The following is a 26,000-nucleotide window of genomic DNA, read 5'->3' on the forward strand; positions in this document are numbered from 1 at the left end:
GTTGTTGAAGCTTCAACTTCAACGAGGACGACTCTAACCCTATTCCGTTCAACATTCAACTTCTTCGGTGTCTTGACAGAACGTCCAGAGCTGGACAGATTGTCAAACATGGATTCCCGCACCGGCGAACCCCGCTATCTGGACGAACGCTCCGGCCGCAGCTACCCGCTCGCCGATCTCCGCTGGCGAGCGGAGAGCGGCGCCCCGCTGTCGGTGACCCCGCTGCCGGGCATCAGCCGCGACGACATCGACAGCGGCACCCGCTCCCTCTGGCGGTACCGGGCGGCACTGCCCGTGCCCATCGACCGCCCGGTCTCCCTCGGCGAGGGCTGCACCCCGCTCCTCGACCTGAGCTGGGACGGCATCCCGGTCTCGGTCAAGGCCGAGTGGTTCAGCCCCACCGGCAGCTTCAAGGACCGGGGCAGCAGCGTGATGGTGTCCTTCCTGGCCCAGCGCGGTGTCACCGAGATCATCGAGGACAGCTCCGGCAACGGCGGCTCCTCCGTCTCCGCCTACTGCGCCGCCGCCGGGATCCGCGCCCGGATCCTCGTGCCCGAGTCCACCTCGTCCGCGAAGATCCTCCAGACCCGGGCGTACGGAGCGGAGGTCCGGCTGGTGCCCGGCGACCGGGAGGCCACCGCCGCCGAGGCAGTGCGCCAGTCCGCGCACACCCACTACGCCGGTCACAACTGGCACCCCTTCTTTCTCCAGGGCACCAAGACCCTCGCCTACGAGATCTGGGAGGATCTCGGCTTCACCGCACCCGACAGCGTGGTGACCGTGGCCGGCGCCGGCAGCACCGTCCTCGGCTGCGACCTGGGCTTCTCCGAGCTCCTCGCCGCCGGGCAGATCGACCGCCTGCCCCGGCTGCTGGTCGCCCAGCCCGCCAACTGCGCACCGCTGTACGCGAGCTTCCGCGCCGGGGCCGAGACCGGGGTCCCCTTCGAGGCCGCGCCCACCATCGCGGAGGGCACCGCCATCCGGCGGCCCGTGCGCCTGCCCGAGGTGCTGCGGGCGATCCGGCGCTCGGGCGGTGACATGGCGGCCATCCCGGAGGCGGACATCGCCGCCGCCGTGCGCGGCCTGGCCGCGAAGGGGCTGTACACCGAACCCACCAGCGCCACCGCCGCCGCGGCGATCGGCGTCTTCGCGGCACGCGGCGCCATCCGCCCCGGAGAGCGGACCGTGGTCGTGCTCACCGGCTCCGGGCTGAAGGCCGCGGCGGCGATGGAGCACCTGATCGGGGAGGGGACGGCATGAGCGGCGCCCCCGGAACCGGCACCCCCGGCGCCCCCGGAACCGGCCCGCCCGGCGGACCGCCGGTCGGCCCGCCCGCCGGTCCGCCCCCGGGCCCGTCCGGACTGCCGGAGGACGAACTCCTCATCCGGGAGGCCGAGAAGATCGTGACGGCCGTCGGCCGGATGTTCCCCGGCCTCTGCGAGGTGGTGCTGCACGATCTGCGCGACCCCGGCCACTCCCTCCGGGCGATCGAGAACAATCTCTCCGGCCGCACCGCCGGTGAGCCCGCCACCGAACTCGGCCTCGCCCGGATCCAGGACCCCGGCTATCCGGACATCCTCCAGAACTACCCCAACCGCTTCCCCGACGGCCGCCCGGCGAAATCCACCTCCATCGGCATCAGGAACAGCCGGGGCACCTATGTCGCCGCCCTCTGCCTCAACCTCGACCTCTCCCTTCTCACCGGCATCGCCGGCGCCGTCGACCGCCTCACCCGCACCTGCGAACCCCCGGCAGCCGACGGCCGCCCGCTCGCCGAAACCCTTCGGGCCCGGACCGCGGACGGGCTGAACGCCGCCGTCGCCGCGTACGCGGCGGCCCGCGGAACCCAGCCGCACGCCCTGTCGGCCACAGCCCGCGGCGAACTGGTCCGGGAGCTGGAGCGAGAGGGATTTCTCCAGGTCAAACATGCCGTGCGGACGCTCGCCGGACTGCTCGGCGTCTCCCGGGCCACCGTCTACGGCGATCTGCGCCGCGCCCCGGGGGAGTGAGGGAGCTTTTCCGCCACCCGGTCGGGGCCCGTTGAACAGCGCCGGACGGCGTGCTAGACCGGACCCCGCCGGAGGCCGTGCCGGACAGGACCGGACCGAGCCCGACGGCGTGCCGGACCGTCTCCATCCGGACGGCGCGCCGGCCAGGACCGCGCCGGAGTGCGCACCCTTCCGTCGTCACGGAGGCCGTCGTGTCCCATCCGCCCGAGCCCCCCGCCCGCTCCCGCCGCGCCTTCCTGACCGCCGGCGGGGCCGCCGGGCTCGCCCTGCTCACCCCCGCCCCCGCCCCCGCCGCGGCCGGGGGCGTACGCGCCGATCCGTACGACACCCTCCGGCTCCGCTGGCTCGACATCACCCTCGGCACCGGATTCGACCCCGCCGCCGAGCCGTACGCCGGCCGGATCGCCGGGACCGCCCGGCTCGCCGCCGGCTTCCGCGCCGCGATGGCCCCCACCGCCGGCGGGCTCTGGCCCGACCTCCCCTGCGCCGCGCCCGCCCCGCCCGCCGCCATCACCCGGAGCCATCGCAGGCTCTGGACCATGGCCCAGGCGTACGCCCGGGATCCGGACGCCGCTCCCGGGCTGCTCGCCGACACCGTGCGGGGGCTCGACCATCTCGCGGCACGCTTCTACCACCCCGGCACGGTTCCGCACGGAAACTGGTGGGAATGGCGGATCGGCAGCCCCCGCCTCCTGATGGACACCGTCGCCGTACTCCACGACCACCTCACCCCCGACCGCCGCGCCGCCGCCTGCGCCGCCGTCGACCACTTCATCCCCGACACCCTCCTCACCTCCTACAGCGGCGTCTCCACCGGGGCCAACCGGGTCGACCTGTGCCGTTCCGTGGCCCTGCGCGGCATCATCGGCCGCGACCCCGGTCGGCTCGCCCTCGCCCGGGACGCTCTCTCGCCCGTCTTCCCCCGGGTCACCGAGGGCGACGGATTCCATGCCGACGGCTCATTCGTCCAGCACACCTGGGTCGCCTACACCGGGACCTACGGACAGGTTCTGCTGGACGGCCTCGGACGGCTCTTCGCCCTGCTCGCCGGATCGCCCTGGGAGGTCACCGACCCCGCCCGGCAGATCATCCTGGACAGTGTCGAACACAGCTTCGCCCCGCTGATCCACAACGGGCTGATGATGGACAGCGTCAACGGCCGCGCCGTCAGCCGGGGCCTGCTCGCCGGCGACGAGCAGCGGATCATGCGCGGCGACCACCACCACGGCCATGCCGTGATCGCCGCCATCGCCCTGCTCGCCCAGGGGGCGAGCCCCGCCGAACGCACCCGCTGGCACGGCCGGATCAAGGACTGGACGGCCCGGGACACCACCGATCCGCTCCTGGCCGATCCGCAGTTCGCGGTGGCCGACCTCGCCCGGCTGCACACCATCGCCGCCTCTCCCGCGCCCCCCGTACCCGCACCCGCCGGACACCGGCTCTTCGCCGCCATGGACCGCGCCGTGCACCGCCGCCCCGGCTGGACCGCCGGCATCGCGATGTCCTCGCGCCGGATCGCGGCGTACGAATGCGGAAACGGCGAGAATCCGCGCGGCTGGCACACCGGTGCCGGAATGCTCTCCTGGTGGCCCTCCGACAACGGGGGAGACCAGTACACCGACTGGTTCTGGCCCACGGCCGACCCCTACCGGCTCCCCGGTACCACCGTCTCCACCAAGCGGCTCGCCGACCGGGAGGGCGGCGAGTGGGGCGCCCCGAGACCCGCCGCGGACTGGGTGGGCGGGGCGACCGACGGGATGTACGCGGCGATCGGCCAGCATCTCCTCGGCCTCGGCTCCACCCTCCGCGCCCGCAAATCGTGGTTCTGCGCCGATGACGCGGTGATCTGCCTCGGCGCGGGAATCAGCTGCTCGGACGGGGTCCCGGTGGAGACCGTCGTGGACAACCGGAATCTGGGCGGCGACGGCGGCGCCGTCTTCACCAGCGGGCCCGGCTGGGCCCATCTGGAGGGCCATGGCGGCTGGGTCTTCCCCCATGGCACCCGGCGGCTGCGCACCCTGCGGGAGGACCGCACGGGCGCCTGGCGCGACATCAACACCGGCGGCGCCCCGGACCGGGTCACCCGGCGCTACCAGACCCTCTGGTTCGACCACGGCACCGATCCCCGGGACGCCTCGTACGTCTATCTGCTGCTGCCGGGCGCGAGCCGGCGCCGCACCAGGGCCGCGGCCCTGGCCGCCCTCGGCGGTGCCCCCGCCGTCCTGGCGAACAGCGACGCGGCGCAGGCGGTCTCGGTGCCCTCCCCGGGACTGCTCGCGGCGAACTTCTGGCGGGCGGGTACGGTGGGCCCGCTCCGTGCGAGCGCGCCGGCGAGCGTACTGGTGCGCCGCACCGGCGGTACGGACCGCCCGGAATCACCCGATCGGCCCCATCGCACCGCCACGGTTCATCTCAGTGATCCCCTGCGGACCGGGGAGCCACTGGAGATCCACTGGCACCACCCCGTGCGCGGGGTGACCGCCCACGATCCGGCCGTCGAGGTACTGGAGGCCGGCCCCCGGCTGCGGCTGCGGCTGAACGGTGGAACCGCCGGACTCAGCCATGGCTGCGAAGTGACCCTGAAGTGAACCACTTATGGAACCTCCACAAAGATCAGTGGTCCCGAGCTGGTGGTTGGCGTACAACGCGGCCCACTTCTGTCAGAGGCCCACAGGGATAAGGTCACGAGACTGTACGGAGTCAACGGGGTGGAATTCTTCGCGGGATCCGTAGGGTCGATACATGACCGTTGTGGACGAGATCGTCGGCGAGCCCAGCGACGCCCGAGGGCGCGTGGCGGAACTGCATGAGCTGCGGGACCGGGCCCGGCGCGGGCCGAGTGACCGGGCGACCGAGGCGCAGCATGCCAAGGGCAAGCTGACCGCGCGAGAGCGGATCGACCTGCTGGTCGACCCGGGCTCCTTCCGCGAGGTCGAGCAGCTTCGCAGGCACCGCGCGACCGGGTTCGGCCTGGAGTCGAAGAAGCCCTACACCGATGGCGTGATCACCGGCTGGGGCACCGTCGAGGGGCGGACCGTCTTCGTCTACGCCCACGACTTCCGGATCTTCGGCGGCGCGCTGGGCGAGGCGCACGCCACCAAGATCCACAAAATCATGGACATGGCGATCTCGGCCGGCGCACCGCTGGTGTCGCTGAACGACGGCGCGGGCGCCCGTATCCAGGAGGGCGTCTCGGCGCTCGCCGGCTACGGCGGGATCTTCCAGCGCAACACCCGCGCCTCGGGTGTCATCCCGCAGATCTCGGTCATGCTCGGCCCGTGCGCGGGCGGCGCGGCGTACTCGCCGGCCCTCACCGACTTCGTCTTCATGGTCCGCGAGACCTCGCAGATGTTCATCACCGGGCCCGATGTCGTCAAGGCGGTGACGGGCGAGGAGATCACCCAGAACGGCCTCGGCGGCGCCGATGTGCACGCGGAGACCTCGGGCGTCGCGCACTTCGCGTACGACGACGAGGAGACCTGCATCGCCGAGGTCCGCTACCTGCTGGCGATGCTCCCCCAGAACAACCGCGAGAACCCGCCCACCACCGCATCGGACGACCCGGCGGACCGCCGCTCGGACGTTCTCCTCGACCTGGTGCCCGCGGACGGCAACCGTCCGTACGACATGCACAAGGTCATCGAGGAGCTGGTCGACGAGGGCGACTACCTGGAGATCCACGAGCGGTGGGCGCGGAACATCATCTGCGCGCTCGCCCGGCTCGACGGCCAGGTCGTGGGCATCGTGGCCAACCAGCCCCAGTCGCTGGCGGGCGTCCTGGACATCGAGGCGTCGGAGAAGGCAGCCCGATTCGTCCAGATGTGTGACGCCTTCAACATCCCCATCATCACTCTTTTGGACGTACCCGGCTTCCTTCCGGGTGTGGACCAGGAGCACGGTGGAATCATCCGGCACGGAGCGAAGCTGCTCTACGCGTACTGCAACGCCACCGTGCCGAGGATCTCGCTGATCCTGCGCAAGGCGTACGGCGGGGCCTACATCGTCATGGACTCGCAGTCCATCGGCGCGGACCTCACCTACGCCTGGCCGACCAACGAGATCGCGGTGATGGGTGCCGAGGGTGCCGCCAATGTCATCTTCCGCAAGCAGATCGCCGAGGCCGAGGACCCCGAGGCCATGCGTACGCGCATGGTCAAGGAGTACAAGTCGGAGCTCATGCATCCGTACTACGCGGCCGAGCGGGGCCTGGTCGATGACGTCATCGACCCCGCGGAGACGCGTGAGGTGCTGATCGCGTCGCTCGCGATGCTCCGTACCAAACACGCCGACCTGCCGTCGCGCAAGCACGGCAACCCCCCGCAGTGACCTCTGCGGAGAAAACGGAGCCTGATCACTCATGACGACGACCGACTCATCTCTGCTGCGCGTCGAGAAGGGCACCTGCGAGCCGGAGGAGCTCGCGGCGCTCACCGCGGTGCTGCTGGCGCGTGCGGCCGCCAAGCCGGACGCGGACGCCCGGAACGCCTCCTCGGCGGCGGGCTGGCGCCGCCTGGAGCGCCAGCGCGGCTTCCAGCCGTCCCACAGCTGGCAGGGCTGACCCCTCTCTCGCCGATCGCCTCCGCGCGTGCCCCTGCACACCTCGTGTGCCGGGGCCGCGCGCGTTTTGCGCGGTCGCGGGGCGGGGTGAGGGCGGCGGTCCCGAGCCCGGTGCGCCCGCGTGCCCCGGTGGCCGGTGCGGGTCCGTCCTCAATCGCCGGACGGGCTTGACGGCGCGCGCCCCCGCCGTCTGCCGGCCGATCCGCCACCACGGACCCCCGGCCCGCCTCGGCCGGTCCTGATGGCGCCCGAGCCCTCTGCCGGCTGCTCCGGCGCCACAGACAACGCGCCCTTCTCCAACCCCTGGAAGGGCCTGATCGCACCCCGCCGGCTGATCCGAGCGCAGCCCCCCGCACTCCTCCAGCCCGTCCGGCGTTTGAGGACGGACCCGCACCGGCCACCGGGGCGCGCGTACCGGCACCCGCACCCCCGCGGACCGTCCGGCGCCCGAGGACAGGGGCACAGACACGCGCGGCCCCCGCGCACACCCCGAGGGCAGCGCAAGGGCCGGGCATCAACTCCCCGCGCGGGCGGGTACGGACGCTAGCGGAGTCGTGCCATGAGTGCGTGTTCGACGAGGGTGATGAGGGCGCTTTTGGCGTCGGCGCGGTGGCGTGCGTCGGTGGTGATGATGGGGGTGTCGGGGCCGATCTGGAGTGCTTCGCGTACTTCTTCGGGGTTGTAGGGCTGGTGTCCGTCGAAGCCGTTGAGGGCGATGACGAAGGGGAGGCCGCTGTTCTCGAAGTAGTCGACGGCGGGGAAGCAGTCGGCGAGGCGTCGGGTGTCGACGAGGACGACGGCGCCGATGGCGCCGCGTACGAGGTCGTCCCACATGAACCAGAAGCGGTCCTGTCCGGGGGTGCCGAACAGGTAGAGGATGAGGTCCTGGTCGAGGGTGATTCGGCCGAAGTCCATGGCCACCGTGGTGGTGGTTTTGTCGCCCGTGTGCGTGAGGTCGTCGATGCCGGCGGACGCGGACGTCATGACGGCTTCGGTACGCAGCGGGTTGATCTCCGAGACGGCGCCGACGAACGTGGTCTTGCCCACGCCGAATCCGCCCGCCACCACGATCTTCGCGCTGGTGGTTGAGCGGGCTGCACCGCCGCTAGAGCTTGCGAAGTCCACTGAGCACCCTTTCGAGCAGTGTCACATCTGGCTGGCCGCCGGCGGCCTCGTCGCCGCCGGGCTGGTGGATGGCGACAAGTCCGGCCTCGGCCAGGTCGGCGACGAGGATCCGGGCAACGCCGAGGGGGATATGGAGGAGCGCCGAGATCTCCGCGACGGATTTGATCTCGATGCACAGGCGGCAGATCCGCTGGTGCTCGGGCAACTGCCCTTGCAGCCTTGACGGATCTGCCGTGGTGCTGACCAGTGCTTCGATGGCGAGCTGGTAGCGGGGCCGGGTCCGGCCGCCGGTCATGGCGTACGGACGCACCAGGGGATTGTGGGCGTTCTGGTGATGGGGAGGCTCCGGCGCTCGCCGTTGCTGGTACGGCTGTTGCTGGTCGTAGTGCTGATCGTAACCCTGATCGTAGCGCTGTCGATCATAGTGCCGTTGATCGGGCGGTGGCTGCTGCGGGGGCCGGTGATCGCCCCGTCCGCCGGAGGACGGAGGAAAGCCGTAGCGGTTGCGGGAGTGCTCGTCCGGCAGCCGATGAGCACCGCCGTCATAGGGGCGTCCGCCCGGGGGTGTTGCCACGTTTCCTCCTCCGACTGCCAGTGCCGGTTCCTGTCCCTGTGGAGCCGCGCCACCGCACCCTATGGTGCGTTGGCGTGAAAGGCACTGTCTGCCAGTTAGTTGAGAAGACTGCCCTGAAGTTCCGCGCGGAGGTCGGGAGTCAGGACATTTCCGGCCCTGTCCACGAGCAGGGCCATCTCATATCCGACCAGACCGATATCGGCCTCCGGGTGTGCGAGTACGGCCAGTGAGGAGCCGTCGGAGATGGCCATGAGGAAGAGGAAGCCGCGCTCCATCTCCACCACCGTCTGGTTCACGGCGCCGCCCTCGAAGATCCGGGAGGCTCCCGCGGTCAGCGACGTCAGGCCGGAGGCGACGGCCGCCAGCTGATCGGCGCGGTCGCGCGGGAATCCTTCGGACATCGCCAGCAGGAGTCCGTCGGCGGAGACCACCACGGTGTGGGACACCCCGGGGGTGTTGTCCACGAAGTTGGTGATCAACCAGTTCAGATTCTGCGCCGCCTGGCTCATCGGGCTCACACTAACGCTCCTGGTTGTAGGTAGTGCCCGGACCACCGTGGTGATCGTAAGTGGCCGGTCCGTTCGTGTCCGTTCCCGCGCTGCGTCCCCGCTGGACCCCGCGGCGCAGATTGCTCAGCCTGCCGCGTACGTCCTCGGGGGCGCGGGAGATCTGGGGGCCCCGCTGGGGGGTCTGCTCCGCGGTGCCCTCGATGAGGTTGGCCTTCGGGACCCGCCGCGGGAGGCCGGAGGAGGTGACCCCGCCCGCCTTCGGCTCACGGAGCTTCTCCGCCCGGTGCCAGCGCTCGTCGTTGGCCGAGCGCCAGTCCCTGGACTCCGCGCTGTGGTCCTCGGTGCCGGCCGCCTCGGCCCCGGCGCCCTGCGGTGCCGGAGGGGCCTGTTCGGCGGGCTGCTGCCACTGCTGCTGGGGCTGCTGCCGGTCCTGCTGGGCCTTCTGGCTGCCGCGCCGCGGCAGACCCGCGTCGGTCAGCTCGTGACTGCTGCCCGAGGACGGCCCCGGACGGTCGAAGCCTACGCGCTCGGAGCTCTCCGCGGGGGTCCCGGAGATCATCGGGCCGGAGTCGGGTTCGGTCCGGAAACCGGTGTCGAAGGCGCTGGGGTACGCGGCCCGGTCGGTCCAGTCGCCCTGCGGGGGCTGTGCGTCGTACGGCGCGGGGGAGGGATGCGACGGGGACCCCGCCCAGCTCCCGTCCCCGTAACCGCCGGTGAGCGGGTCGTGGGGCTGCTGCGGGGCCGGGGCGTAACCCTGGTCCCCGCCGGTGCCCGGGGAGTACTCGGGGGAGTACTCCTGGCCGGTGTGATCGGGCGCGTACGCCTGCGGCTGCGGCGCCGGCGCGTACGGCTGCTCCTGGTGGTACGGAGTGCCCCCGGCGTCCGGGGACTGCGCCTCCAGGGCCGCCCTGCGCTCCTCGCGCTTCAGTGAGCGGCCCACCGGGTCGAGCTTGGGCGCGCCGCCCGCGGGCTGGTCGTACCGGGAGTCGTCGAAGCCGAGGTCCGCCGCGGTGAGGATCGGTGTCTCGTTGTACGGCTTCTGCTCGGGGATGATCTGGGAGACGGTGAAGTCGTCCGCCGGCAGCGGTTCGCCGCCGCCGCCGTGGGTGATCCGCTCCGGGAGCATCACCAGTGAGGTGGTGCCCGCCTGCTCGCCCGAGGGGCGCAGCTGGACCCGGATGCCGTGCCGGTCGGAGAGCCGGCCGACCACGAAGAGGCCCATCCGCTGCGAGACGGCGGCGTCCACGGTCGGCGGGTTGGCCAGCTTGTTGTTGATGTCGGCGAAGTCCTCGGCGGTCAGGCCGATGCCCTTGTCGTGGATCTCGATCATGAGCCGGCCGTCGGGCAGCCGGGTGGCGGTCACCCGGACCCTGGTCTGCGGCGAGGAGAAGGCCGTGGCGTTCTCCAGCAGCTCCGCGAGGAGATGGACCAGGTCGGTCACGGACTGGCCGTGGATCTCCGTCTCCGGTACGCCGCTGAGCTCGATCCGCTCGTACTGCTCCACCTCGGAGGAGGCCGCGCGGAGCACGTCCACCAGCGGGACCGGCTGGTTCCAGCGGCGTCCGGGCTCCTCACCGGCGAGGACGAGGAGGTTCTCGCCGTTGCGGCGCATCCGGGTGGCCAGATGGTCCAGCCGGAAGAGCGAGGAGAGCTGGTCCGGGTCGGCCTCGTTGTTCTCCAGATCGCTGATCAGGGTGAGCTGACCCTCGATGAGGGACTGGTTGCGGCGGGAGAGATTGGTGAAGATCGCGTTGACATTGCCCCGGAGCATGGCCTGCTCGGCGGCGAGCCGGACCGCTTCCCGGTGGACCTGGTCGAAGGCGCGGGCGACCTCGCCGATCTCGTCCTGGGTGTCGATCGGGATCGGCCGCACCCGGGTGTCGACCCGGCCGGGCTCGGTCCGGGAGAGCTGGTCGACCAGCATCGGCAGCCGCTGCTCGGCGATCTGGAAGGCGGCGGTGCGCAGCCGCTGCATCGAGCGGCTCATCTGCCGGGCCACGGCGCCGGCCAGGGCGAAGGCCACGAGCAGGGCGATCACGGTGATCAGGCCGTTGACGAAGGCGTCGCGCCGGGCGTCGCTCGCGATGGAGGACGCCTCGTTCACCGCGCGGTCGACGAGATCCGTCTCGATTTCGCTGTACGCGTCGAACTGGGCGGTGGACACCGCCATCCAGGTCTCCGGGGTGATGTCCTCCTTCCGCAGCTCGGACGGTTCGGCGCCGGTGCCGATCCGGAGCGCCATCCCGGTGAAGAGGGAGTTCTTCTCCTCGGGCGGCGCGAGCCCGGCGGCCTGGAGCTTCTTGGCGCTGCTCGCCGCCCGGGTGGCCAGCGCCGCCTGGAGCCGGTCCGTGTCGGATTTGGTGCCGCCGGAGACGAACTCGGCAATGGCGATCTGTTCGAGGTAGTTGTAGGAGTTGAAGGCGATGGTCTGCTTGCTGAAGACATCCGGCTTCTTGCTCGGCCGCACCAGCAGGTGCATGCCAATGGAGCGCTGAAGCGATTCGGCGGCCTTCGCGAGCTGAATGGCATAGACCATGCGGCCGTAGCTGGTGATATTTCCGGTGCCCAGTCCCAGCTCATTGGAGAACTCCATGAGCGTGTGCTGTACCTGTACGTAACCCTCTTCGGTGGCGACCGGGTCGAGACTGGTGGTGTAAGCGGCCTCGCGGAGTTTGGCGAGGCCCGGCTCCTCCTCGCGGAAGAGCGTCAGGCGGCGTTCCAGCCCCTGTCCCGCGGGCAGCTCCCGCACGGCCTCGTCGAACTTCTTCTTCGCCGCGTCGGTGACCGCGTAGGCGCTCTGCACGGACTCGGCCTCGCGGTCGGCCTCGCTGGTGGCGCTGAGCAGCGGCTGCGCGGTGATGTCGCGCTCATTGAGCAGCGCCTGTCCGTATTCGGCGGCGGCGCGCACGATCAGCGCGGTCCGCTCGGCGTCCTGGGCCTCGCTCCAGGTGTCGATCGAGCCCTTGACCTGGAAACCGCCCATGACCAGACCGACGGCCACGGGAATCAGCAGAATGGCGTTGAGCCGGGTCTGGACCCGCCAGTTGCGCGGCGAGAACCTGCCGGCGGCCTTCTGGGGGGCGGCCGGCGGAGGCGGTGGTCCCGGCTCGTCCACAGGCGATGCCGCGGCGCGCGGCGGCGGCGGGGTGAAATTGCCCCGTGCCTGCTGCTCTGCGGAGCCCGTCATGCTTCGCCTCACTCGACCAACAACCTCTCGGCACCGGCACCTGCGGTGTGCCGTGTTTCGTTCGGAGCCGTACTACTCGGGAGTTCAATCGAATTTCAGCATGTGGAGCGGGTACGTTCCAAACAGTTGGAATCAGCCATTCCATGGGATCGCGTCGGCAGATAAAACGGGCATAAAGAGCGAGCCCTTTCAAATGCCGATGAATATGTGAGCGCAGCGGTACCGGCCGTATGCATCGGGTGTCCGGGCGGGTTCAATTCTCTGTCGAAACGTTATGAAAGCATGGGCGGACCGTGTCAAAGGACACAGTCCGCCCATGCATAAGTACGACAACTGCCGTACTTCATCGTCTACTTGGGCACAGGGCTACTTGAGCCGTGCCATGAGTGCGTGTTCGACGAGGGTGATGAGGGCGCTTTTGGCGTCGGCGCGGTGGCGTGCGTCGGTGGTGATGATGGGGGTGTCGGGGCCGATCTGGAGTGCTTCGCGTACTTCTTCGGGGTTGTAGGGCTGGTGTCCGTCGAAGCCGTTGAGGGCGATGACGAAGGGGAGGCCGCTGTTCTCGAAGTAGTCGACGGCGGGGAAGCAGTCGGCGAGGCGTCGGGTGTCGACGAGGACGACGGCGCCGATGGCGCCGCGTACGAGGTCGTCCCACATGAACCAGAAGCGGTCCTGTCCGGGGGTGCCGAACAGGTAGAGGATGAGGTCCTGGTCGAGGGTGATTCGGCCGAAGTCCATGGCCACCGTGGTGGTGGTTTTGTCGCCCGTGTGCGTGAGGTCGTCGATGCCGGCGGACGCGGACGTCATGACGGCTTCGGTACGCAGCGGGTTGATCTCCGAGACGGCGCCGACGAACGTGGTCTTGCCCACGCCGAATCCGCCCGCCACCACGATCTTCGCGCTGGTGGTCGACCGGGCAGCCGAACCGCCGCTAGAGCTTGCGAAGTCCACTGAGCACCCTTTCGAGCAGTGTCACATCCGGCGTGCCGCCGGCATCTCCGTTGCCCGGCTGGTGGATCGCCACCATGCCCGCCTCGGCCAGGTCGGCCACGAGGATCCGGGCCACACCGAGCGGCATGGACAGCAGGGCCGAGACCTCCGCCACCGACTTGACCTCACGGCACAGGTGGCAGATCCGCTGGTGCTCGGGGAGCAGCCCGGCGAGGAGCGCTGGGTCGGCCGTGGTGCTGACCAGCGCCTCGATGGCGAGCTGGTAGCGGGGCCGGGTCCGGCCGCCGGTCATGGCGTACGGACGCACCAGCGGCTGGTCGCCCTCGTAACCGTAGTCGGCTTGACTGCCGTACGGATCGTGAGAGGCGGGTGGCGGGGTCATGAGTCCTCCGGGCGGGACAGCAAGTGGTCGGCGTGCCGTCGGAGCGGGCCGGTGGGGGCCGGTTGGGCGACCTGACGGTGACGGCGCGATTGGCGCGCTATCGGATGGGGTTCGGGGCCGGCCCGGACCGCTGGATCGGTCCGGGCCGCCGGAGCGGTTCGTTCGGCCGGATCGGCTGGAGCAGCCGGGTCCGCTGGATCAATGGAGGAGACTTCCCTGGAGCTCGGCCCGGAGGTCCGGGGTCAGGACCCCGCCCGCCCGGTCCACCAGAAGGGCCATCTCATATCCGACGAGGCCGATGTCGCACTCGGGGTGCGCCAGCACGGCCAGTGAGGAGCCGTCGGAAATGCACATCAGGAAGAGGAAGCCGCGCTCCATCTCCACCACGGTCTGACTGACCGGACCGCCTTCGAAAATCCGGGAGGCTCCCGCGGTCAGCGACGTCAGGCCGGAGGCGACGGCCGCCAGCTGATCGGCGCGGTCGCGCGGGAATCCTTCGGACATCGCCAGCAGGAGTCCGTCGGCGGAGACCACCACAGTGTGGGACACCCCGGGGGTGTTGTCCACGAAATTGGTGATCAACCAGTTCAGATTCTGCGCCGCCTGGCTCATCGGGCTCAACTAACGCTCCTGCGGGTGATTGGGGCCGAGGTTGAAGCTGCCGGTCGTCGAGCTGTTCTGCTGACGGCCCTGCTGAATGCCACGGCGGAGGTTGGTCAGCCGGCCACGAACGTCGTCCGGCGCTCGGGATACCTGCGGACCGCTCTGGGTGCTCTGCTCCTGTGCCGTGCCCGCGACCAGATTGGCACGCGGTACCCGGCGCGGGAGACCTGAAGTGGTGACGCCGCCCGCGGCGGGCTTGCGCACCCGCTCGGCCTGGCGCACCAGCTCGTCATTGGGGGAGGTGCGCCAGCCGCTGCCGCTGGTGTCCTGGCCGCCCGTCTGTTCGGACGGACCGCCCTGCGGCAGCGATGGCTGTGCCGGACGCTCGGCCGGCGGGGCACTGGCCCCGGACGGCGCGGAGGTCTCGTCGGGCCGGCCGGGCTGAGGCGCCCGGCCCCTGCCCTGGGTGTGGAACCAGTCCGTCTCCAGGGTGTCGAACAGGGGAGTGCGGCCGTCTCCCGGACCGGCGTGCGGCAGCGCCTCGGGCTGCGACTGCGCCGGCAGGGCGGGCTGCTGCCCCTCGTACCCGCGCGGGGCGGGTGCCTGTCCGGGGGCGGGGGGCTGCGGGGCACCGAGGTCGGGCCTCGGGAACTGCCCCGTCGCCGGGTCCTGGTGGTCGGGCCGGCGGAACTGGCCGGTGTCGGCCGGGTTCTGCTGGTAGTCGGCCCGGACGGGGAGTCCGCCGGTCGACTGGTCCTGGTGGTCGGGCCGCCGGTCCCGGTCCGCCTGCGCGGAGTCCTGGTCCTGCCGGCCGGGCCGCTGGAACTGGCCGGTGTCGGCCGGGTTCCGGTCCTGGTATCCGGGCTGCGGGTACTGACCCGAGTTGGGGTCGTGGAAACCGGGCTGCCGGTACTCGCCGGAGTTCTGGTCCTGGTATCCGGGCTGCGGGTACTGACCCGAGTTGGGGTCCTGGTATCCGGGCTGCTGGAACTGGCCGGAGTTCCGGTCCTGGTATCCGGGCTGGCGGAACTGGCCGGTGTCGGCCGGGTTCTGCTGGTAGTCGGCCCGGACGGGGAGTCCGCCGGTTGACTGGTCCTGGTGGTCGGGCCGCCGGTCCCGGTCCGCCTGCGCGGAGTCCTGGTCCTGCCGGCCGGGCCGCTGGAACTGGCCGGTGTCGGCCGGGTTCTGGTCCTGGTAGCCGCCCTGACCGGGCACCGGCCGGCCGGGCGAACCGGCGGAGGCCGGCGGTCCGAAGACATCCGGGCGGACGAACTGGCCCTGCTGCCCCTGACCCTGCTGCCCCTGGCCGCCGGGCGGACCGTACTGGCCGGAGTGCGTGCCCTGGCCCTGGTGCGTACCGTCCGCGGGAGCCTGCCCCGCCGCGGGGGCGGAGCCGGCGTCGAAGCCGGGACGGGGGCCGTCGAAGTCCGGGCGGGGGAACTGCTCGGTCGCGGGCCCGCCCGCCTGGGGCGCGGGCTTGCCGAAGTCGGGACGGGCGAATTCCGCCGTCGCGGCCGGGCCGTGCGCGTTCTCCGTCTCCTCGTGACCGCGCGGCGCGTCGACCGGACGCCGGTCCTGCTGCTCGCCGGCCCAGCCGGGGCTCTGCGGACGCTGCGAGCCGCCACCGGGCAGCTCGGGACGCGGGCCGCCCGACGGGGGCAGCTGGTTGGCGCGGTCAGCGGTGGGTGCGCTCGCCGCACCGCGGTTGCCGAAGGCGCCGGCGAGACCGCCGCCCGTCCGGCCGCCCTGGGAGGGGGCGCCGTCACGGCTCGGCAGCGCGGCGCGCTGTCCGCCGGGACCCGCGCCGACCTGGCCGCGCGGCTGGGCGCCCGGGCCGAGCGGAGCGGCACCGGGGCCGCCGGGACCGGCCGGCCGGCCGGCCGCGCCCGCGGGGGGCTGGACGCCCGGCGGCATACCCGCCGCGCCGGGCCCGGCGGGTGCCTTGCGGCCGCCCTGGGCGACATCGACCGGGAGCATGACGAGTGCCGTCGTACCGCCGGAGTCGGAGGGACGGAGCTGGATCCGGATGCCGTGCCGCAGCGACAGACGGCCGACCACGAACAGACCCATGCGGCGCGAGACCGAGACGTCCACGGTGGGCGGCGACGCCAGCCGCTCGTTGATCGCGGCCAGGTCCTCCGGGGAGAGGCCGATACCGGTGTCGTGGATCTCGACCAGCACCCGCCCGTCGGGCAGGGCGTGACCGGTGACCTTGACCTTGGTCTGCGGGGAGGAGAACGAGGTGGCGTTCTCCAGCAGCTCGGCGAGGAGGTGCACGAGGTCGTTGACGACCCGGCCGGCGACCTCGGTCGCGGGGACGGCGGAGAGTTCGATCCGCTCGTACTGCTCCACCTCGGAGGCGGCGGCGCGGAGCACGTCGACCAGCGGGACGGGGCGGGTCCAGCGGCGGCCCGGCTCCTCACCGGCGAGGACGAGGAGGTTCTCGCCGTTCCGGCGCATACGGGTCGCGAGGTGGTCGAGCTTGAAGAGCGAGGAGAGCTGGTCCGGGTCGGCCTCGCGGGACTCCAGCTCGGAGATGAGCGAGAGCTGCCGCTGGATGAGGCCCTGGCTGCGGCGCGAGAGGTTGGTGAACATCGCGTTGACGTTGCCCCGCAGCAGCGCCTGCTCGGCGGCGAGGCGGACCGCCTCGCGGTGCACGTCGTCGAAGGCCGCGGCCACCTTGCCGATCTCGTCCCGGGAGTGCACACCGACCGACTCGACGGAGGTGTCGACATCCTGCGGGTCCGACTCGGAGAGCTGCTTGACCAGCTCGGGCAGGCGTTCCTGGGCGACCTTGGTGGCCGTGTCCTGGAGCCGGCGCAGCGAGCGGATCATGGAGCGGGCCACCACGAAGGCGCCGACGAGGGAGACGCCGAGGACGATCAGGATCAGCGCACCGTTGATGATCGCGTCCTGCTGGGACTCCTCCCGGAGCTCCCGCGCCTTGGTCTCCATCTCGCCGAGGAGGGTGGCCTCGATGGTCTGCATCGTGGTGATGCGGACGCCGTAGTCGTCGGTCCAGTCCAGATAGGAACGCTGTTCGCGCTTGGCGAGCCCGTTCTCCTGGCCGAGGGCCAGATTGGCGAACTCCTCCGCGGCGGCGATCGTCGGGTTGTTGCTGTCCAGCTCGGAGGTCAGCTCCGGGTTGCCGCCGGACGAGGTGTAGATCTGCTTGAACCGGCGGAGCTCGTGCTCGCCGTTCTTCAGCTGCGCCTCGCCGTACCGGCGGTCGGGCTCCTGGAGGCCGGGCCCCTTCGAACCGGCGCCGCCGGGCAGCGCGGCGGCGATGATCGCCCGCTGCATGGAGGCGTACTCCTTGGCGGAGGAGAAGGCCGCCAGCGCCCGGGTGCGCTTGATCATGTCCGGGTTGCTGGTCGCCTGCGCCATGTCCTGGGAGAGGCTCAGCAGCGACTGGATCAGGCGGTGGTAGCTGTCCACCGTCAGCGAGCTGATGTGGTCGGCCTCGTACGCCTCCTTGCGGATGGCGCCCAGGGTGCTCAGCTGGTTGGCGATGCCGTTGGCGTTGGCGCGGATCGACTCGAGCGAGTCCTCGTCATCCGTATTGGGGATGTCGCGGGTCGTGTCGAGGAAGGCCGTCTTCGCCCGGTCCGTCTTCTGCCGGTGGTCGGTGATCTTGAAGTCGCCGACCGGGACCTTGTTGGCGAGCGGACCGGCGGTGAGGTCGCGCTCGTTCTGGAGGGCGATCGCGAGCTTGGTCGCCTCCCGGGTCATGTCGGTGAGCAGCTCCATGTGGTCGAGCTGCTGCATCCGTTCCAGGGACTCGTTGATGCGCAGACCGCCCAGCGCCGTCGCCGCGACGACGGGGAGGGTCAGCAGCGAGACGAGGCGGGTGCTGATGCGCCAGTTGCGCAGCGCCATGCGGGAGCCGGTGTCCGACGGTTTCTTGGCTCTGGGGAGGGCCTTGGGGGTGTCGGCCGCAGGGCTCGCCGGACCGCCGGCACCGCCCGGACCACCGGGTCCGTTCGGCGCACCCGGGCCGTTCTGCCCGCCGGAGCCGCCCTGTCCGCCCGGACCGCCGGAGCCACCCTGGCCACCCGGGCCGCCGGGACCGCCCGGACCTCCGGAAGGAGCCGAGGCGGACCTCGGACCTCCGGGGAGCGGGGCCGCGCCGGGGCGAGCGGCACGTTCACCGCTGTCGCCGGCCGATGCCGGTCCCTGGTTCTGGGTGTGCTGGGGCGAGGAGCCGCGGTCGGTCCCGCCGCGCGGCTCCTGTTCGGCCGCAGCGCTGCCATCCCTCTTGAAACGTCCCTGCACTAGCGTCGCAACCTCTGGACCAGGCGTCCTCCGTATGGCTACGGAGTGACGGTGTCGGCGTTGATTGAGGCGCGGTGAGCGCCTCGGTGGTGGTCTGGAGTGACCGGCGCTGCTCCCCCTTTCCCGCCGCCGCTCGGCGCAGCGTTGCGCCCTTGCGCGCCGGACTGAAACCGCGGCGGTGCGGGAATTCCAGCACAGTGCCGGATCTCCAACAAGAGCCGTGTACCGTGCTGTGACCTGGATGACGCGGTGTGAGCGGCGAATCACCGCGCGTAGATCCAGTTCGGGGAGGAATCGGGCATATCCCTGCCGGTTCGCGACCGGTGGGCACTGTCCCAGTCGCCACGGTCAGGAGCGGAATGATTGCTTCAGCGACCAATGTCCGATTCCTGGGGGTCAGTGGGCAGTCCGAAATGGCTGAAATGTCGCGCAATTCGTGAGCAAACTCACACGTCGGGCATCGGCTGTCGAGCGGATTTCCGGGTAATCCGATGTTTAGCCTGGCGCTTTACAGCATTGGCCATCCTGTCAACCGCCGCCCTCCCCGAGCGGCCGTACCCCGATAAGGTCGGAACGCCCTGATGCATACGACGATGAAGACCACCATGACGCTCCGCACCATAGCGAACCCCCGGCGCACCACCCTCGCCCATCTCGAGGACGCCGAACAGCTCCAGGTGCCGGAGCGGCCGGAGCACTCGCTCGATCTCCCCGCCCAGACGGCGAACCCCCGCCGCACGGTCCTGATGGACGCCCCCGCCTCGTAGCACCGCCGAGCGCCCCGGCACCCCCGGGGCCGCCGCCGGCCGTCGCGCGAGATGAGACCGTCCCGCCGCGTTAGCCTGGAGCGTCAGACTCCAGCAGCGTCAGCAGTAGTAGAGGGGCACTCGCATCCCGTGCGCATCGCCAGGTTCTCCATCGACGGCAATGTCGCCTTCGGCGCGGTCGAGGGCGACGCCCCCGACGGGCTCGTCCTCGACATCATCAAGGGCATCCCGTTCGCGGACTTCGAGCTCTCCGGCACCAAGGTCCCACTGAGCAAGGTCAGGCTGCTGCCGCCCGTGCTCCCCAACAAGGTCGTGGCCTTCGGCCGCAACTACGCGGAACACGCGGCGGAGCTGGGACACGAGGTCCCCGACGCGCCGTTCGCCTTCTTCAAGCCCGCCACCTCCGTCATCGGCTCCGGCGACGCCATCGTGTACCCCTCCTTCTCCCGGGAGCTGCACCACGAGGCCGAGCTCGCCGTGGTCATCGGCCGGCTGTGCCGCGAGGTCCCGCGCGAGCGCGTGAAGGACGTCATCCTCGGTTACACCTGCGCCAATGACGTGACCGCGCGCGATGTGCAGCGTCGCGAGAAGCAGTGGGCGCGGGCGAAGGGCTTCGACACCTCCTGCCCCCTCGGCCCCTGGATCGAGACCGAGCTGGACCCGTCCGATCTCGCCGTCCAGTGCACCGTCAACGGTGAACAGCGCCAGCTCGGCAGCACCAGCCAGATGATCAATTCCATCGAGGACCTGATCGTCAACATCTCCGAGGCGATGACCCTGCTCCCGGGCGACGTGATCCTCACGGGCACCCCCGCCGGAGTCGGTCCCCTCAACGTCGGCGACGAGGTCGCCGTCACCATTCAAGGCATCGGCACTCTCACCAACAAGGTGATCAAGCGTGGCTAACGCGAACGTCCGCGTACGTTTCTGTCCCTCGCCGACCGGCAACCCCCATGTGGGTCTGGTCCGCACCGCCCTGTTCAACTGGGCCTTCGCCCGGCACAACGGCGGCACCATGGTCTTCCGCATCGAGGACACCGACGCCGCCCGCGACTCCGAGGAGTCCTACCGGCAGCTGCTCGACTCGCTGCGCTGGCTCGGTCTCGACTGGGACGAGGGCCCCGAGGCGGGCGGCCCGCACGCGCCGTACCGCCAGTCCGAGCGGATGGACATCTACCGGGAGATCGCCGAGAAGCTGCTGGCCGGCGGGTACGCGTACCACTGCTACTGCTCCGCCCAGGAGCTGGAGGCCCGCCGCGACGCCGCCCGCGCCGCCGGCCGCCCCTCCGGCTACGACGGCCACTGCCGAGAGCTGACCGACGAGCAGGTGGCCGCGTACCGGGCCGAGGGCCGCCCGGCGATCGTCCGCTTCCGCATGCCCGACGAGACCATCACCTTCACCGACCTGGTCCGCGGCGAGCTCACCTTCACCCCGGAGAACGTGCCCGACTACGGCATCGTCCGGGCCAATGGCGCCCCGCTCTACACCCTGGTCAACCCGGTCGACGACGCGCTGATGGAGATCACCCACGTCCTGCGCGGCGAGGACCTGCTCTCCTCCACCCCGCGCCAGGTCGCGCTCTACAAGGCGCTGATCGAGCTGGGCATCGCCAAGGAGATTCCCGCCTTCGGGCATCTGCCGTACGTCATGGGCGAGGGCAACAAGAAGCTCTCCAAGCGCGACCCCGAGGCATCCCTCAACCTCTACCGCGAGCGCGGCTTCCTGCCCGAGGGCCTGCTGAACTACCTCTCGCTGCTCGGCTGGTCCTTCTCCGCCGACCAGGACGTCTTCTCCGTCGCCGAACTGATCGAGAAGTTCGACATCGCGGACGTCAACGCCAACCCGGCCCGCTTCGACCTCAAGAAGGCCGAGGCGATCAACGCCGACCACATCCGCCGGCTCGATGTGGAGACGTTCACCCAGGCATGCGCCCCCTGGCTCCGGGCCCCGTTCGCGAACTGGGCGCCGGAAGGGTTCGACACGGCCGCCTGGGAGGCCATCGCGCCCCACGCGCAGACCCGTCTCACCGTCCTCTCCGACATCACCGCCAATGTCGACTTCCTCTTCCTGGAGGCCCCGGTCGAGGACGAGGCGTCCTGGGCGAAGGCGATGAAGCCGGGCGCGGACGCGCTGCTGATCACCGCCCGCGAGAAGCTGGAAGCGGCGAACTGGCACAGCGCCGACTCCCTCAAGGAGGCCGTCCTCGCGGCGGGCGAGGCCCACGGCCTCAAGCTGGGCAAGGCCCAGGCCCCGGTCCGCGTCGCGGTCACCGGCCGCACGGTCGGACTGCCGCTCTTCGAGTCCCTGGAGATCCTGGGCCGGGAGAAGACCCTGGCCCGCATTGACGCGGCGCTGGCGAAGCTGGCCGGGTAGCCGTGCCGTAGCCCTGTTGTACGGGAGGGGGGCAGCCGCTGACATCAGCGGCTGCCCCCCTCCCGTGTTCCGGGGGCGTACGGGCCCGGAACACCGCGCCCCGGCCCGGATCGGCCCGAACGCCCGGCGGCGGAGGTGGTGCGCGGGTACGGTCGGGGTATGCCGATCCGCGCCATCCTCTGGGACGTCGACACTGTGCCCGCCGGGGGATAACCCCCGAACCCCCAGCAGTGGGGGTGGTGCGCGGGTACGGTCGGGGCATGCCGATCCGCGCCATCCTCTGGGACGTCGACGACACCCTGTTCGACTATCACCGCGCCGACCGGGCCGGGATGCTCGGGCATCTGCGGGCCGAGGGGCTGGCCGGCCGGTACGCGTCGGCCGAGGAGGCGCTCGGGTACTGGCGCGAGGTGACGGCGGCGCACTGGGTCCGGTTCTCCGCCGGGGAGATCGACTGGGAGACGCAGCGGCGGGCCAGGGTGCGCGATTTCACCGGGCTGCCGGAGCTGAGCGATGACGGGGCCGATGCCTGGTACGGCCGCTATCTGGTCCACTACGAGGCCGGCTGGAGCCTCTTCCCGGACACCGTTCCGGTCCTGGACGAGCTGGCGGGGGCGTACCGCCACGCGGTGCTCTCCAATGCCTCGCTGGAGGTCCAGGACCACAAGCTGCGGGTGCTCGGTGTGCACGACCGCTTCGAGACGATTCTCTGCGGTGCGGATCTGGGGGTCTCCAAGCCCGCCGCCGAGGCTTTCCACATCGCCTGCCGGGCGCTCGGACTGCCCCCCGGAGAGGTCGTGTACGTCGGTGACGAGCCCGATCTGGACGCCCGCGGGGCGACCGAGGCGGGGCTCGTCGGGGTCTGGCTGGACCGCCGGGGCATCGGCGGCCGGCCCGATCTGATCACCATCAACGACCTCGGGCAGCTCCCCGGTCTGCTCCGGGCCGATACCCGTTTTGGAGCGCCGTCCACCTTCGGGTAATGTTCTTTCTGCGCCGCCCGGGAAGGCCGAAAAGCCGGAACGAAAAGCGCAAGACCAAATAAAACCCTCCACTTGGGGGGTTGCGGTTTGGTGGCCTATGGTGTAATTGGCAGCACGACTGATTCTGGTTCAGTTAGTCTAGGTTCGAGTCCTGGTAGGCCAGCTCGCAGAGCTTATCTGCAAAGCCCCCGTTGTGTAGCGGCCTAGCACGCTGCCCTCTCAAGGCAGTAGCGCCGGTTCGAATCCGGTCGGGGGTACAGATCCATCCTGCTGATCATCACGGTCGCTCCCGGTGATCGCGCAGTGACATCACCCGGCATCGCCGGGTGGGATCGCTAGGGCCCCCGTTGTGTAGCGGCCTAGCACGCCGCCCTCTCAAGGCGGTAGCGCCGGTTCGAATCCGGTCGGGGGTACTGGTCTAAACCACCATTGGCCTATGGTGTAATTGGCAGCACGACTGATTCTGGTTCAGTTAGTCTAGGTTCGAGTCCTGGTAGGCCAGCAGATCGTCAGATCTTGCCCCCGTTGTGTAGCGGCCTAGCACGCCGCCCTCTCAAGGCGGTAGCGCCGGTTCGAATCCGGTCGGGGGTACAGAAAGAAGGAAGCCCTTCGCGCTCAGCGCGAAGGGCTTCCTTCGTGTTGCCGGGAAGAGTGCCTGGCCGGCCGGGGGAGTGCCCGCCGGTGCGGAACTCTCCCCGCGCACGGCCCGGTTGGGGCCGCTCGGGGAGAGTTCCGCACCGGCGGGACGCGAGGGGGAGGTGTCAGGCGCCGCGGCGCAGCGCCTCGCTCAGCCGGGCGGCCGAGTCGATCACCGCCTGGGCGTGCATCCGGCCCGGGTGCCGGGTCAGCCGCTCGATCGGTCCGGAGACCGACACCGCGGCCACCACGCGGTTCGACGGACCCCGTACCGGCGCGGAGACCGAGGCCACGCCCGGCTCGCGCTCGCCGATGGACTGGGCCCACCCCCGGCGCCGTACGCCGGAGAGCGCGGTGGCGGTGAAGCGCGCCCCCTGGAGGCCCCGGTGCAGCCGCTCCGGCTCCTCCCAGGCCATCAGGATCTGCGCGGAGGATCCCGCCTTCATCGTCAGCGTGGAGCCGACCGGCACGGTGTCCCGCAGGCCCGAGAGCCGCTCCGCCGCCGCCACACAGATCCGCATGTCGCCCTGGCGCCGATAGAGCTGGGCGCTCTCGCCCGTCACATCGCGCAGATGCGTCAGCACCGGCCCCGCCGTGGCCAGCAGCCGGTCCTCGCCCGCCGCCGCCGCCAGCTCCGCCAGCCTCGGCCCCAGAATGAACCGGCCCTGCATGTCCCTCGCCACCATCCGGTGGTGTTCCAGTGCCACGGCCAGCCGGTGAGCAGTGGGCCGTGCGAGCCCGGTCGCCGCGACCAGCCCGGCGAGGGTGGCCGGACCGGACTCCAGTGCGCTCAGAACCAGAGCCGCCTTGTCGAGAACGCCGACGCCGCTAGAGTTGTCCATGCAACGATATTCGCGTCTCACACTGTGAAACGCAAGTTCAATTTTCCGGAGAACCCGCCAGTCTGTAGAGGCGGCCCGCGGATCCATGGGCCCGCACAAGATCTCTAGCAGTGCCGGCACCGTGGCCGGCCGGAGGGAAAGCGATGGGTAGGACACTCGCTGAGAAGGTCTGGGACGACCATGTCGTCCGGCGCGCGGAGGGCGAGCCCGACCTCCTCTTCATCGATCTGCACCTGCTGCACGAGGTGACCAGTCCCCAGGCGTTCGACGGACTCCGTCAGAACGGCCGTCCGGTGCGCCGTCTCGACCTCACCATCGCGACCGAGGACCACAACACCCCCACGATCGACATCGACAAGCCGATCGCGGACCCGGTCTCCCGCGCCCAGTTGGAGACGCTGCGCAAGAACTGCGCCGACTTCGGCGTGCGGCTGCACTCGCTGGGCGATGTCGAGCAGGGCGTTGTCCATGTCGTGGGCCCGCAGCTGGGGCTGACCCAGCCCGGCACCACCGTGGTCTGCGGCGACTCGCACACCTCCACCCACGGCGCCTTCGGCGCGCTGGCCTTCGGCATCGGCACCTCGCAGGTCGAGCATGTGCTGGCCACCCAGACGCTGCCGCTGGCCCGCCCGAAGACCATGGCGATCACCATCGAGGGCGAGCTGCCCGACGGTGTCACCGCCAAGGACCTCATCCTGGCGGTCATCGCCCGGATCGGCACCGGCGGCGGCCAGGGCTACATCCTGGAGTACCGCGGTGAGGCCATCGAGAAGCTCTCGATGGAGGCCCGGATGACGATCTGCAACATGTCCATCGAGGCGGGCGCGCGGGCCGGCATGATCGCCCCCGACCAGACCACCTTCGACTATCTGCGCGGCCGGGACCACGCCCCGGAGGGCGAGGACTGGGACGCCGCGGTCGAGTACTGGAAGACCCTGCGGACGGACGACGACGCGGTCTTCGACGCCGAGGTGGTCTTCGACGGGGCCGAGCTGGCGCCCTTCGTCACCTGGGGCACCAACCCGGGGCAGGGCGCGCCGCTCTCCTCCACCGTCCCCGACCCGGCTTCGTACGAGGACGCTTCGGAGCGGCTCGCCGCCGAAAAGGCCCTGGAGTACATGGGTTTGACCGCCGGACAGCGGCTGCGGGACATCAAGGTGGACACCGTCTTCGTAGGCTCGTGCACCAACGGCCGCATCGAGGACCTGCGCTCGGCGGCGGACATCCTGAACGGCCGCAAAGTCGCCGACGGGGTACGGATGCTGGTTGTTCCCGGGTCCGTCCGGGTGGCCCTCCAGGCCATCGAGGAGGGGCTGGACAAGGTCTTCACCCGGTCCGGCGCCGAATGGCGGCACGCCGGCTGTTCGATGTGTCTGGGCATGAACCCCGACCAACTGGCTCCCGGTGAGCGTTCCGCGTCCACCTCGAACCGCAACTTCGAGGGGCGCCAGGGCAAGGGCGGACGCACCCATCTGGTCTCGCCCCAGGTCGCCGCCGCCACCGCCGTACTGGGCCATCTGGCCTCCCCGACGGATCTGTCAGGTCCGGCCGGTTCCTCCGAAGTCACCGCCACCGCCGGAGTCCGATAACCCATGGAAGCTTTCACCACGCACACCGGCCGGGCCGTCCCGCTGCGCCGCAGCAATGTCGACACCGACCAGATCATCCCCGCCCACTGGCTGAAGAAGGTCACCCGGGACGGCTTCGAGGACGGGCTCTTCGAGGCCTGGCGCAAGGACCCCGGGTTCGTGCTCAACCGGCCCGAGCGCCAGGGTGCGTCCGTGCTGGTCGCGGGCCCGGACTTCGGTACCGGCTCCTCCCGTGAGCACGCCGTGTGGGCGCTCCAGAACTACGGCTTCAGGGCCGTGATCTCGGCCCGGTTCGCCGATATCTTCCGCGGGAACTCCCTGAAGAACGGCCTGCTGACCGTCGTTCTCCCGCAGGAGACCGTGGACCGGCTCCAGACCCTGACGGAGGCCGACCCCGCGGTCGAGATCACCGTCGACCTGGAGGCCCGCGAGGTCCGGGCGGCCGAAATCACGGCCGAATTCGAGCTTGACGAGAACGCCCGCTGGCGACTGCTGAACGGGCTGGATGACATCAGCCTCACCCTTCAGAACGAAGCGGACATCTCGGCCTATGAGGCGTCCCGCCCGGCCTTCAAACCGCGTACGCTCAAGGTCTGATCAGCGCTTTTCCCCGACTGTGCCCCCCACCCTCCGGTGG

Annotated in this window: 20 protein-coding genes and 5 tRNA genes; 16 read left to right on the top strand and 9 right to left on the bottom strand. The window is 70.7% G+C overall.

Going from position 1 to position 26,000, the window contains the following annotated elements; genetic code table 11:
• Positions 1–108 precede the first annotated feature (108 nt).
• From AAFN69_RS25690 to AAFN69_RS25710, 5 genes are all read left to right on the top strand, one after another.
• On the top strand, positions 109–1,260 hold the full coding sequence (locus AAFN69_RS25690; protein WP_347731129.1) for a pyridoxal-phosphate dependent enzyme: 1,152 nt from the start codon (positions 109–111) through the stop codon (positions 1,258–1,260).
• Positions 1,257–2,009, top strand: coding sequence for a PAS domain-containing protein (locus AAFN69_RS25695; RefSeq protein WP_347731130.1), 753 nt, complete (start codon positions 1,257–1,259; stop codon positions 2,007–2,009). Before AAFN69_RS25690 ends, AAFN69_RS25695 begins: the two co-directional genes overlap by 4 nt.
• 266 nt (positions 2,010–2,275) lie before the next feature.
• On the top strand, positions 2,276–4,597 hold the full coding sequence (locus AAFN69_RS25700) for a polysaccharide lyase 8 family protein (protein WP_347731292.1): 2,322 nt from the start codon (positions 2,276–2,278) through the stop codon (positions 4,595–4,597).
• A 154-nt stretch (positions 4,598–4,751) separates the two neighbouring features.
• Entirely contained in the window at positions 4,752–6,335 is a 1,584-nt protein-coding gene (locus AAFN69_RS25705) for an acyl-CoA carboxylase subunit beta (RefSeq protein ID WP_347731131.1), read from the top strand.
• Between the two features lie 31 nt (positions 6,336–6,366).
• Positions 6,367–6,567, top strand: a complete 201-nt coding sequence (locus AAFN69_RS25710; RefSeq protein WP_347731132.1) for an acyl-CoA carboxylase epsilon subunit — start codon at positions 6,367–6,369, stop codon at positions 6,565–6,567.
• 542 nt (positions 6,568–7,109) lie between these two features.
• Here AAFN69_RS25710 and AAFN69_RS25715 read toward each other — a convergent pair.
• The 8 genes from AAFN69_RS25715 to AAFN69_RS25750 all read right to left on the bottom strand — a co-directional run bounded on the left by AAFN69_RS25715 (position 7,110) and on the right by AAFN69_RS25750 (position 17,776).
• A complete protein-coding gene (locus AAFN69_RS25715; protein ID WP_050791473.1) occupies positions 7,110–7,691 on the bottom strand; it encodes an ATP/GTP-binding protein in 582 nt (193 codons plus the stop codon).
• Positions 7,672–8,265, bottom strand: a complete 594-nt coding sequence (locus tag AAFN69_RS25720; RefSeq protein ID WP_347731133.1) for a DUF742 domain-containing protein — start codon at positions 8,263–8,265, stop codon at positions 7,672–7,674. The genes AAFN69_RS25715 and AAFN69_RS25720 overlap by 20 nt, the downstream gene beginning before the upstream one ends.
• A 95-nt stretch (positions 8,266–8,360) precedes the next feature.
• Positions 8,361–8,774 carry a roadblock/LC7 domain-containing protein gene (locus tag AAFN69_RS25725; protein ID WP_347731293.1) on the bottom strand — a complete coding sequence of 138 codons (414 nt, stop codon included), beginning with the start codon at positions 8,772–8,774 and terminating at the stop codon, positions 8,361–8,363.
• 10 nt (positions 8,775–8,784) lie between these two features.
• On the bottom strand, positions 8,785–11,973 hold the full coding sequence (locus AAFN69_RS25730; protein WP_347731134.1) for a nitrate- and nitrite sensing domain-containing protein: 3,189 nt from the start codon (positions 11,971–11,973) through the stop codon (positions 8,785–8,787).
• Between the two features lie 354 nt (positions 11,974–12,327).
• Entirely contained in the window at positions 12,328–12,912 is a 585-nt protein-coding gene (locus AAFN69_RS25735; protein WP_347731135.1) for an ATP/GTP-binding protein, read from the bottom strand.
• The gene (locus tag AAFN69_RS25740) at positions 12,893–13,294 is read right to left on the bottom strand and encodes a DUF742 domain-containing protein (protein ID WP_347731137.1); all 402 of its coding nucleotides are present in this window, start codon (positions 13,292–13,294) and stop codon (positions 12,893–12,895) included. The genes AAFN69_RS25735 and AAFN69_RS25740 overlap by 20 nt, the downstream gene beginning before the upstream one ends.
• Before the next feature lie 198 nt (positions 13,295–13,492).
• Entirely contained in the window at positions 13,493–13,906 is a 414-nt protein-coding gene (locus AAFN69_RS25745; protein WP_347731294.1) for a roadblock/LC7 domain-containing protein, read from the bottom strand.
• A 9-nt stretch (positions 13,907–13,915) separates the two neighbouring features.
• Positions 13,916–17,776, bottom strand: coding sequence for a nitrate- and nitrite sensing domain-containing protein (locus AAFN69_RS25750; protein WP_347731138.1), 3,861 nt, complete (start codon positions 17,774–17,776; stop codon positions 13,916–13,918).
• Positions 17,777–18,753: 977 nt separating this feature from the next.
• Between AAFN69_RS25750 and AAFN69_RS25755 the strand changes: the two genes are divergently transcribed.
• The 9 genes from AAFN69_RS25755 to AAFN69_RS25795 all read left to right on the top strand — a co-directional run bounded on the left by AAFN69_RS25755 (position 18,754) and on the right by AAFN69_RS25795 (position 22,887).
• On the top strand, positions 18,754–18,939 hold the full coding sequence (locus tag AAFN69_RS25755; RefSeq protein ID WP_347731307.1) for a hypothetical protein: 186 nt from the start codon (positions 18,754–18,756) through the stop codon (positions 18,937–18,939).
• Positions 18,940–19,068: 129 nt separating this feature from the next.
• Positions 19,069–19,845 carry a fumarylacetoacetate hydrolase family protein gene (locus AAFN69_RS25760; protein ID WP_347731139.1) on the top strand — a complete coding sequence of 259 codons (777 nt, stop codon included), beginning with the start codon at positions 19,069–19,071 and terminating at the stop codon, positions 19,843–19,845.
• Positions 19,838–21,313, top strand: a complete 1,476-nt coding sequence (gltX, locus tag AAFN69_RS25765) for a glutamate--tRNA ligase (RefSeq protein ID WP_347731140.1) — start codon at positions 19,838–19,840, stop codon at positions 21,311–21,313. The genes AAFN69_RS25760 and gltX overlap by 8 nt, the downstream gene beginning before the upstream one ends.
• A 260-nt stretch (positions 21,314–21,573) precedes the next feature.
• On the top strand, positions 21,574–22,296 hold the full coding sequence (locus AAFN69_RS25770; protein ID WP_347731141.1) for an HAD family hydrolase: 723 nt from the start codon (positions 21,574–21,576) through the stop codon (positions 22,294–22,296).
• Between the two features lie 91 nt (positions 22,297–22,387).
• Positions 22,388–22,459 (top strand) — tRNA-Gln (locus AAFN69_RS25775).
• A 21-nt stretch (positions 22,460–22,480) separates the two neighbouring features.
• Positions 22,481–22,553, top strand: a tRNA-Glu gene (locus tag AAFN69_RS25780).
• A gap of 83 nt (positions 22,554–22,636) precedes the next feature.
• Positions 22,637–22,709, top strand: a tRNA-Glu gene (locus AAFN69_RS25785).
• Positions 22,710–22,726: 17 nt separating this feature from the next.
• Positions 22,727–22,798: transfer RNA gene (locus tag AAFN69_RS25790), tRNA-Gln, on the top strand.
• 16 nt (positions 22,799–22,814) lie between these two features.
• Positions 22,815–22,887: transfer RNA gene (locus AAFN69_RS25795), tRNA-Glu, on the top strand.
• 170 nt (positions 22,888–23,057) lie between these two features.
• Here AAFN69_RS25795 and ndgR read toward each other — a convergent pair.
• Complete coding sequence (ndgR, locus tag AAFN69_RS25800; protein WP_347731142.1) at positions 23,058–23,774, bottom strand: IclR family transcriptional regulator NdgR; 717 nt, start codon at positions 23,772–23,774, stop codon at positions 23,058–23,060.
• Positions 23,775–23,917: 143 nt separating this feature from the next.
• On the opposite strand from ndgR, the gene leuC reads away from it, so the two are divergent.
• Positions 23,918–25,363, top strand: a complete 1,446-nt coding sequence (gene leuC / locus AAFN69_RS25805) for a 3-isopropylmalate dehydratase large subunit (protein WP_347731143.1) — start codon at positions 23,918–23,920, stop codon at positions 25,361–25,363.
• Positions 25,364–25,366: 3 nt separating this feature from the next.
• A complete protein-coding gene (gene leuD / locus AAFN69_RS25810) occupies positions 25,367–25,960 on the top strand; it encodes a 3-isopropylmalate dehydratase small subunit (RefSeq protein WP_347731144.1) in 594 nt (197 codons plus the stop codon).
• The last annotated feature ends 40 nt before the right edge of the window (positions 25,961–26,000 follow it).

It is taken from the genome of Streptomyces sp. CAU 1734, from assembly GCF_039888735.1.
Lineage (GTDB): Bacteria > Actinomycetota > Actinomycetes > Streptomycetales > Streptomycetaceae > Streptomyces.

What these genes read in the sequence shown, in the direction of transcription:
- ndgR (WP_347731142.1), bottom strand. Translation starts at nt 23,774, where the DNA reads ATGGACAACTCTAGCGGCGTCGGCGTTCTCGACAAGGCGGCTCTGGTT.
- AAFN69_RS25745 (WP_347731294.1), bottom strand. Translation starts at nt 13,906, where the DNA reads ATGAGCCAGGCGGCGCAGAATCTGAACTGGTTGATCACCAATTTCGTG.
- AAFN69_RS25725 (WP_347731293.1), bottom strand. Translation starts at nt 8,774, where the DNA reads ATGAGCCAGGCGGCGCAGAATCTGAACTGGTTGATCACCAACTTCGTG.
- AAFN69_RS25770 (WP_347731141.1), top strand. Translation starts at nt 21,574, where the DNA reads ATGCCGATCCGCGCCATCCTCTGGGACGTCGACGACACCCTGTTCGAC.
- AAFN69_RS25695 (WP_347731130.1), top strand. Translation starts at nt 1,257, where the DNA reads ATGAGCGGCGCCCCCGGAACCGGCACCCCCGGCGCCCCCGGAACCGGC.
- AAFN69_RS25710 (WP_347731132.1), top strand. Translation starts at nt 6,367, where the DNA reads ATGACGACGACCGACTCATCTCTGCTGCGCGTCGAGAAGGGCACCTGC.
- AAFN69_RS25740 (WP_347731137.1), bottom strand. Translation starts at nt 13,294, where the DNA reads ATGACCCCGCCACCCGCCTCTCACGATCCGTACGGCAGTCAAGCCGAC.
- AAFN69_RS25705 (WP_347731131.1), top strand. Translation starts at nt 4,752, where the DNA reads ATGACCGTTGTGGACGAGATCGTCGGCGAGCCCAGCGACGCCCGAGGG.
- AAFN69_RS25750 (WP_347731138.1), bottom strand. Translation starts at nt 17,776, where the DNA reads ATGGCGCTGCGCAACTGGCGCATCAGCACCCGCCTCGTCTCGCTGCTG.
- leuC (WP_347731143.1), top strand. Translation starts at nt 23,918, where the DNA reads ATGGGTAGGACACTCGCTGAGAAGGTCTGGGACGACCATGTCGTCCGG.
- leuD (WP_347731144.1), top strand. Translation starts at nt 25,367, where the DNA reads ATGGAAGCTTTCACCACGCACACCGGCCGGGCCGTCCCGCTGCGCCGC.
- AAFN69_RS25690 (WP_347731129.1), top strand. Translation starts at nt 109, where the DNA reads ATGGATTCCCGCACCGGCGAACCCCGCTATCTGGACGAACGCTCCGGC.
- AAFN69_RS25755 (WP_347731307.1), top strand. Translation starts at nt 18,754, where the DNA reads ATGCATACGACGATGAAGACCACCATGACGCTCCGCACCATAGCGAAC.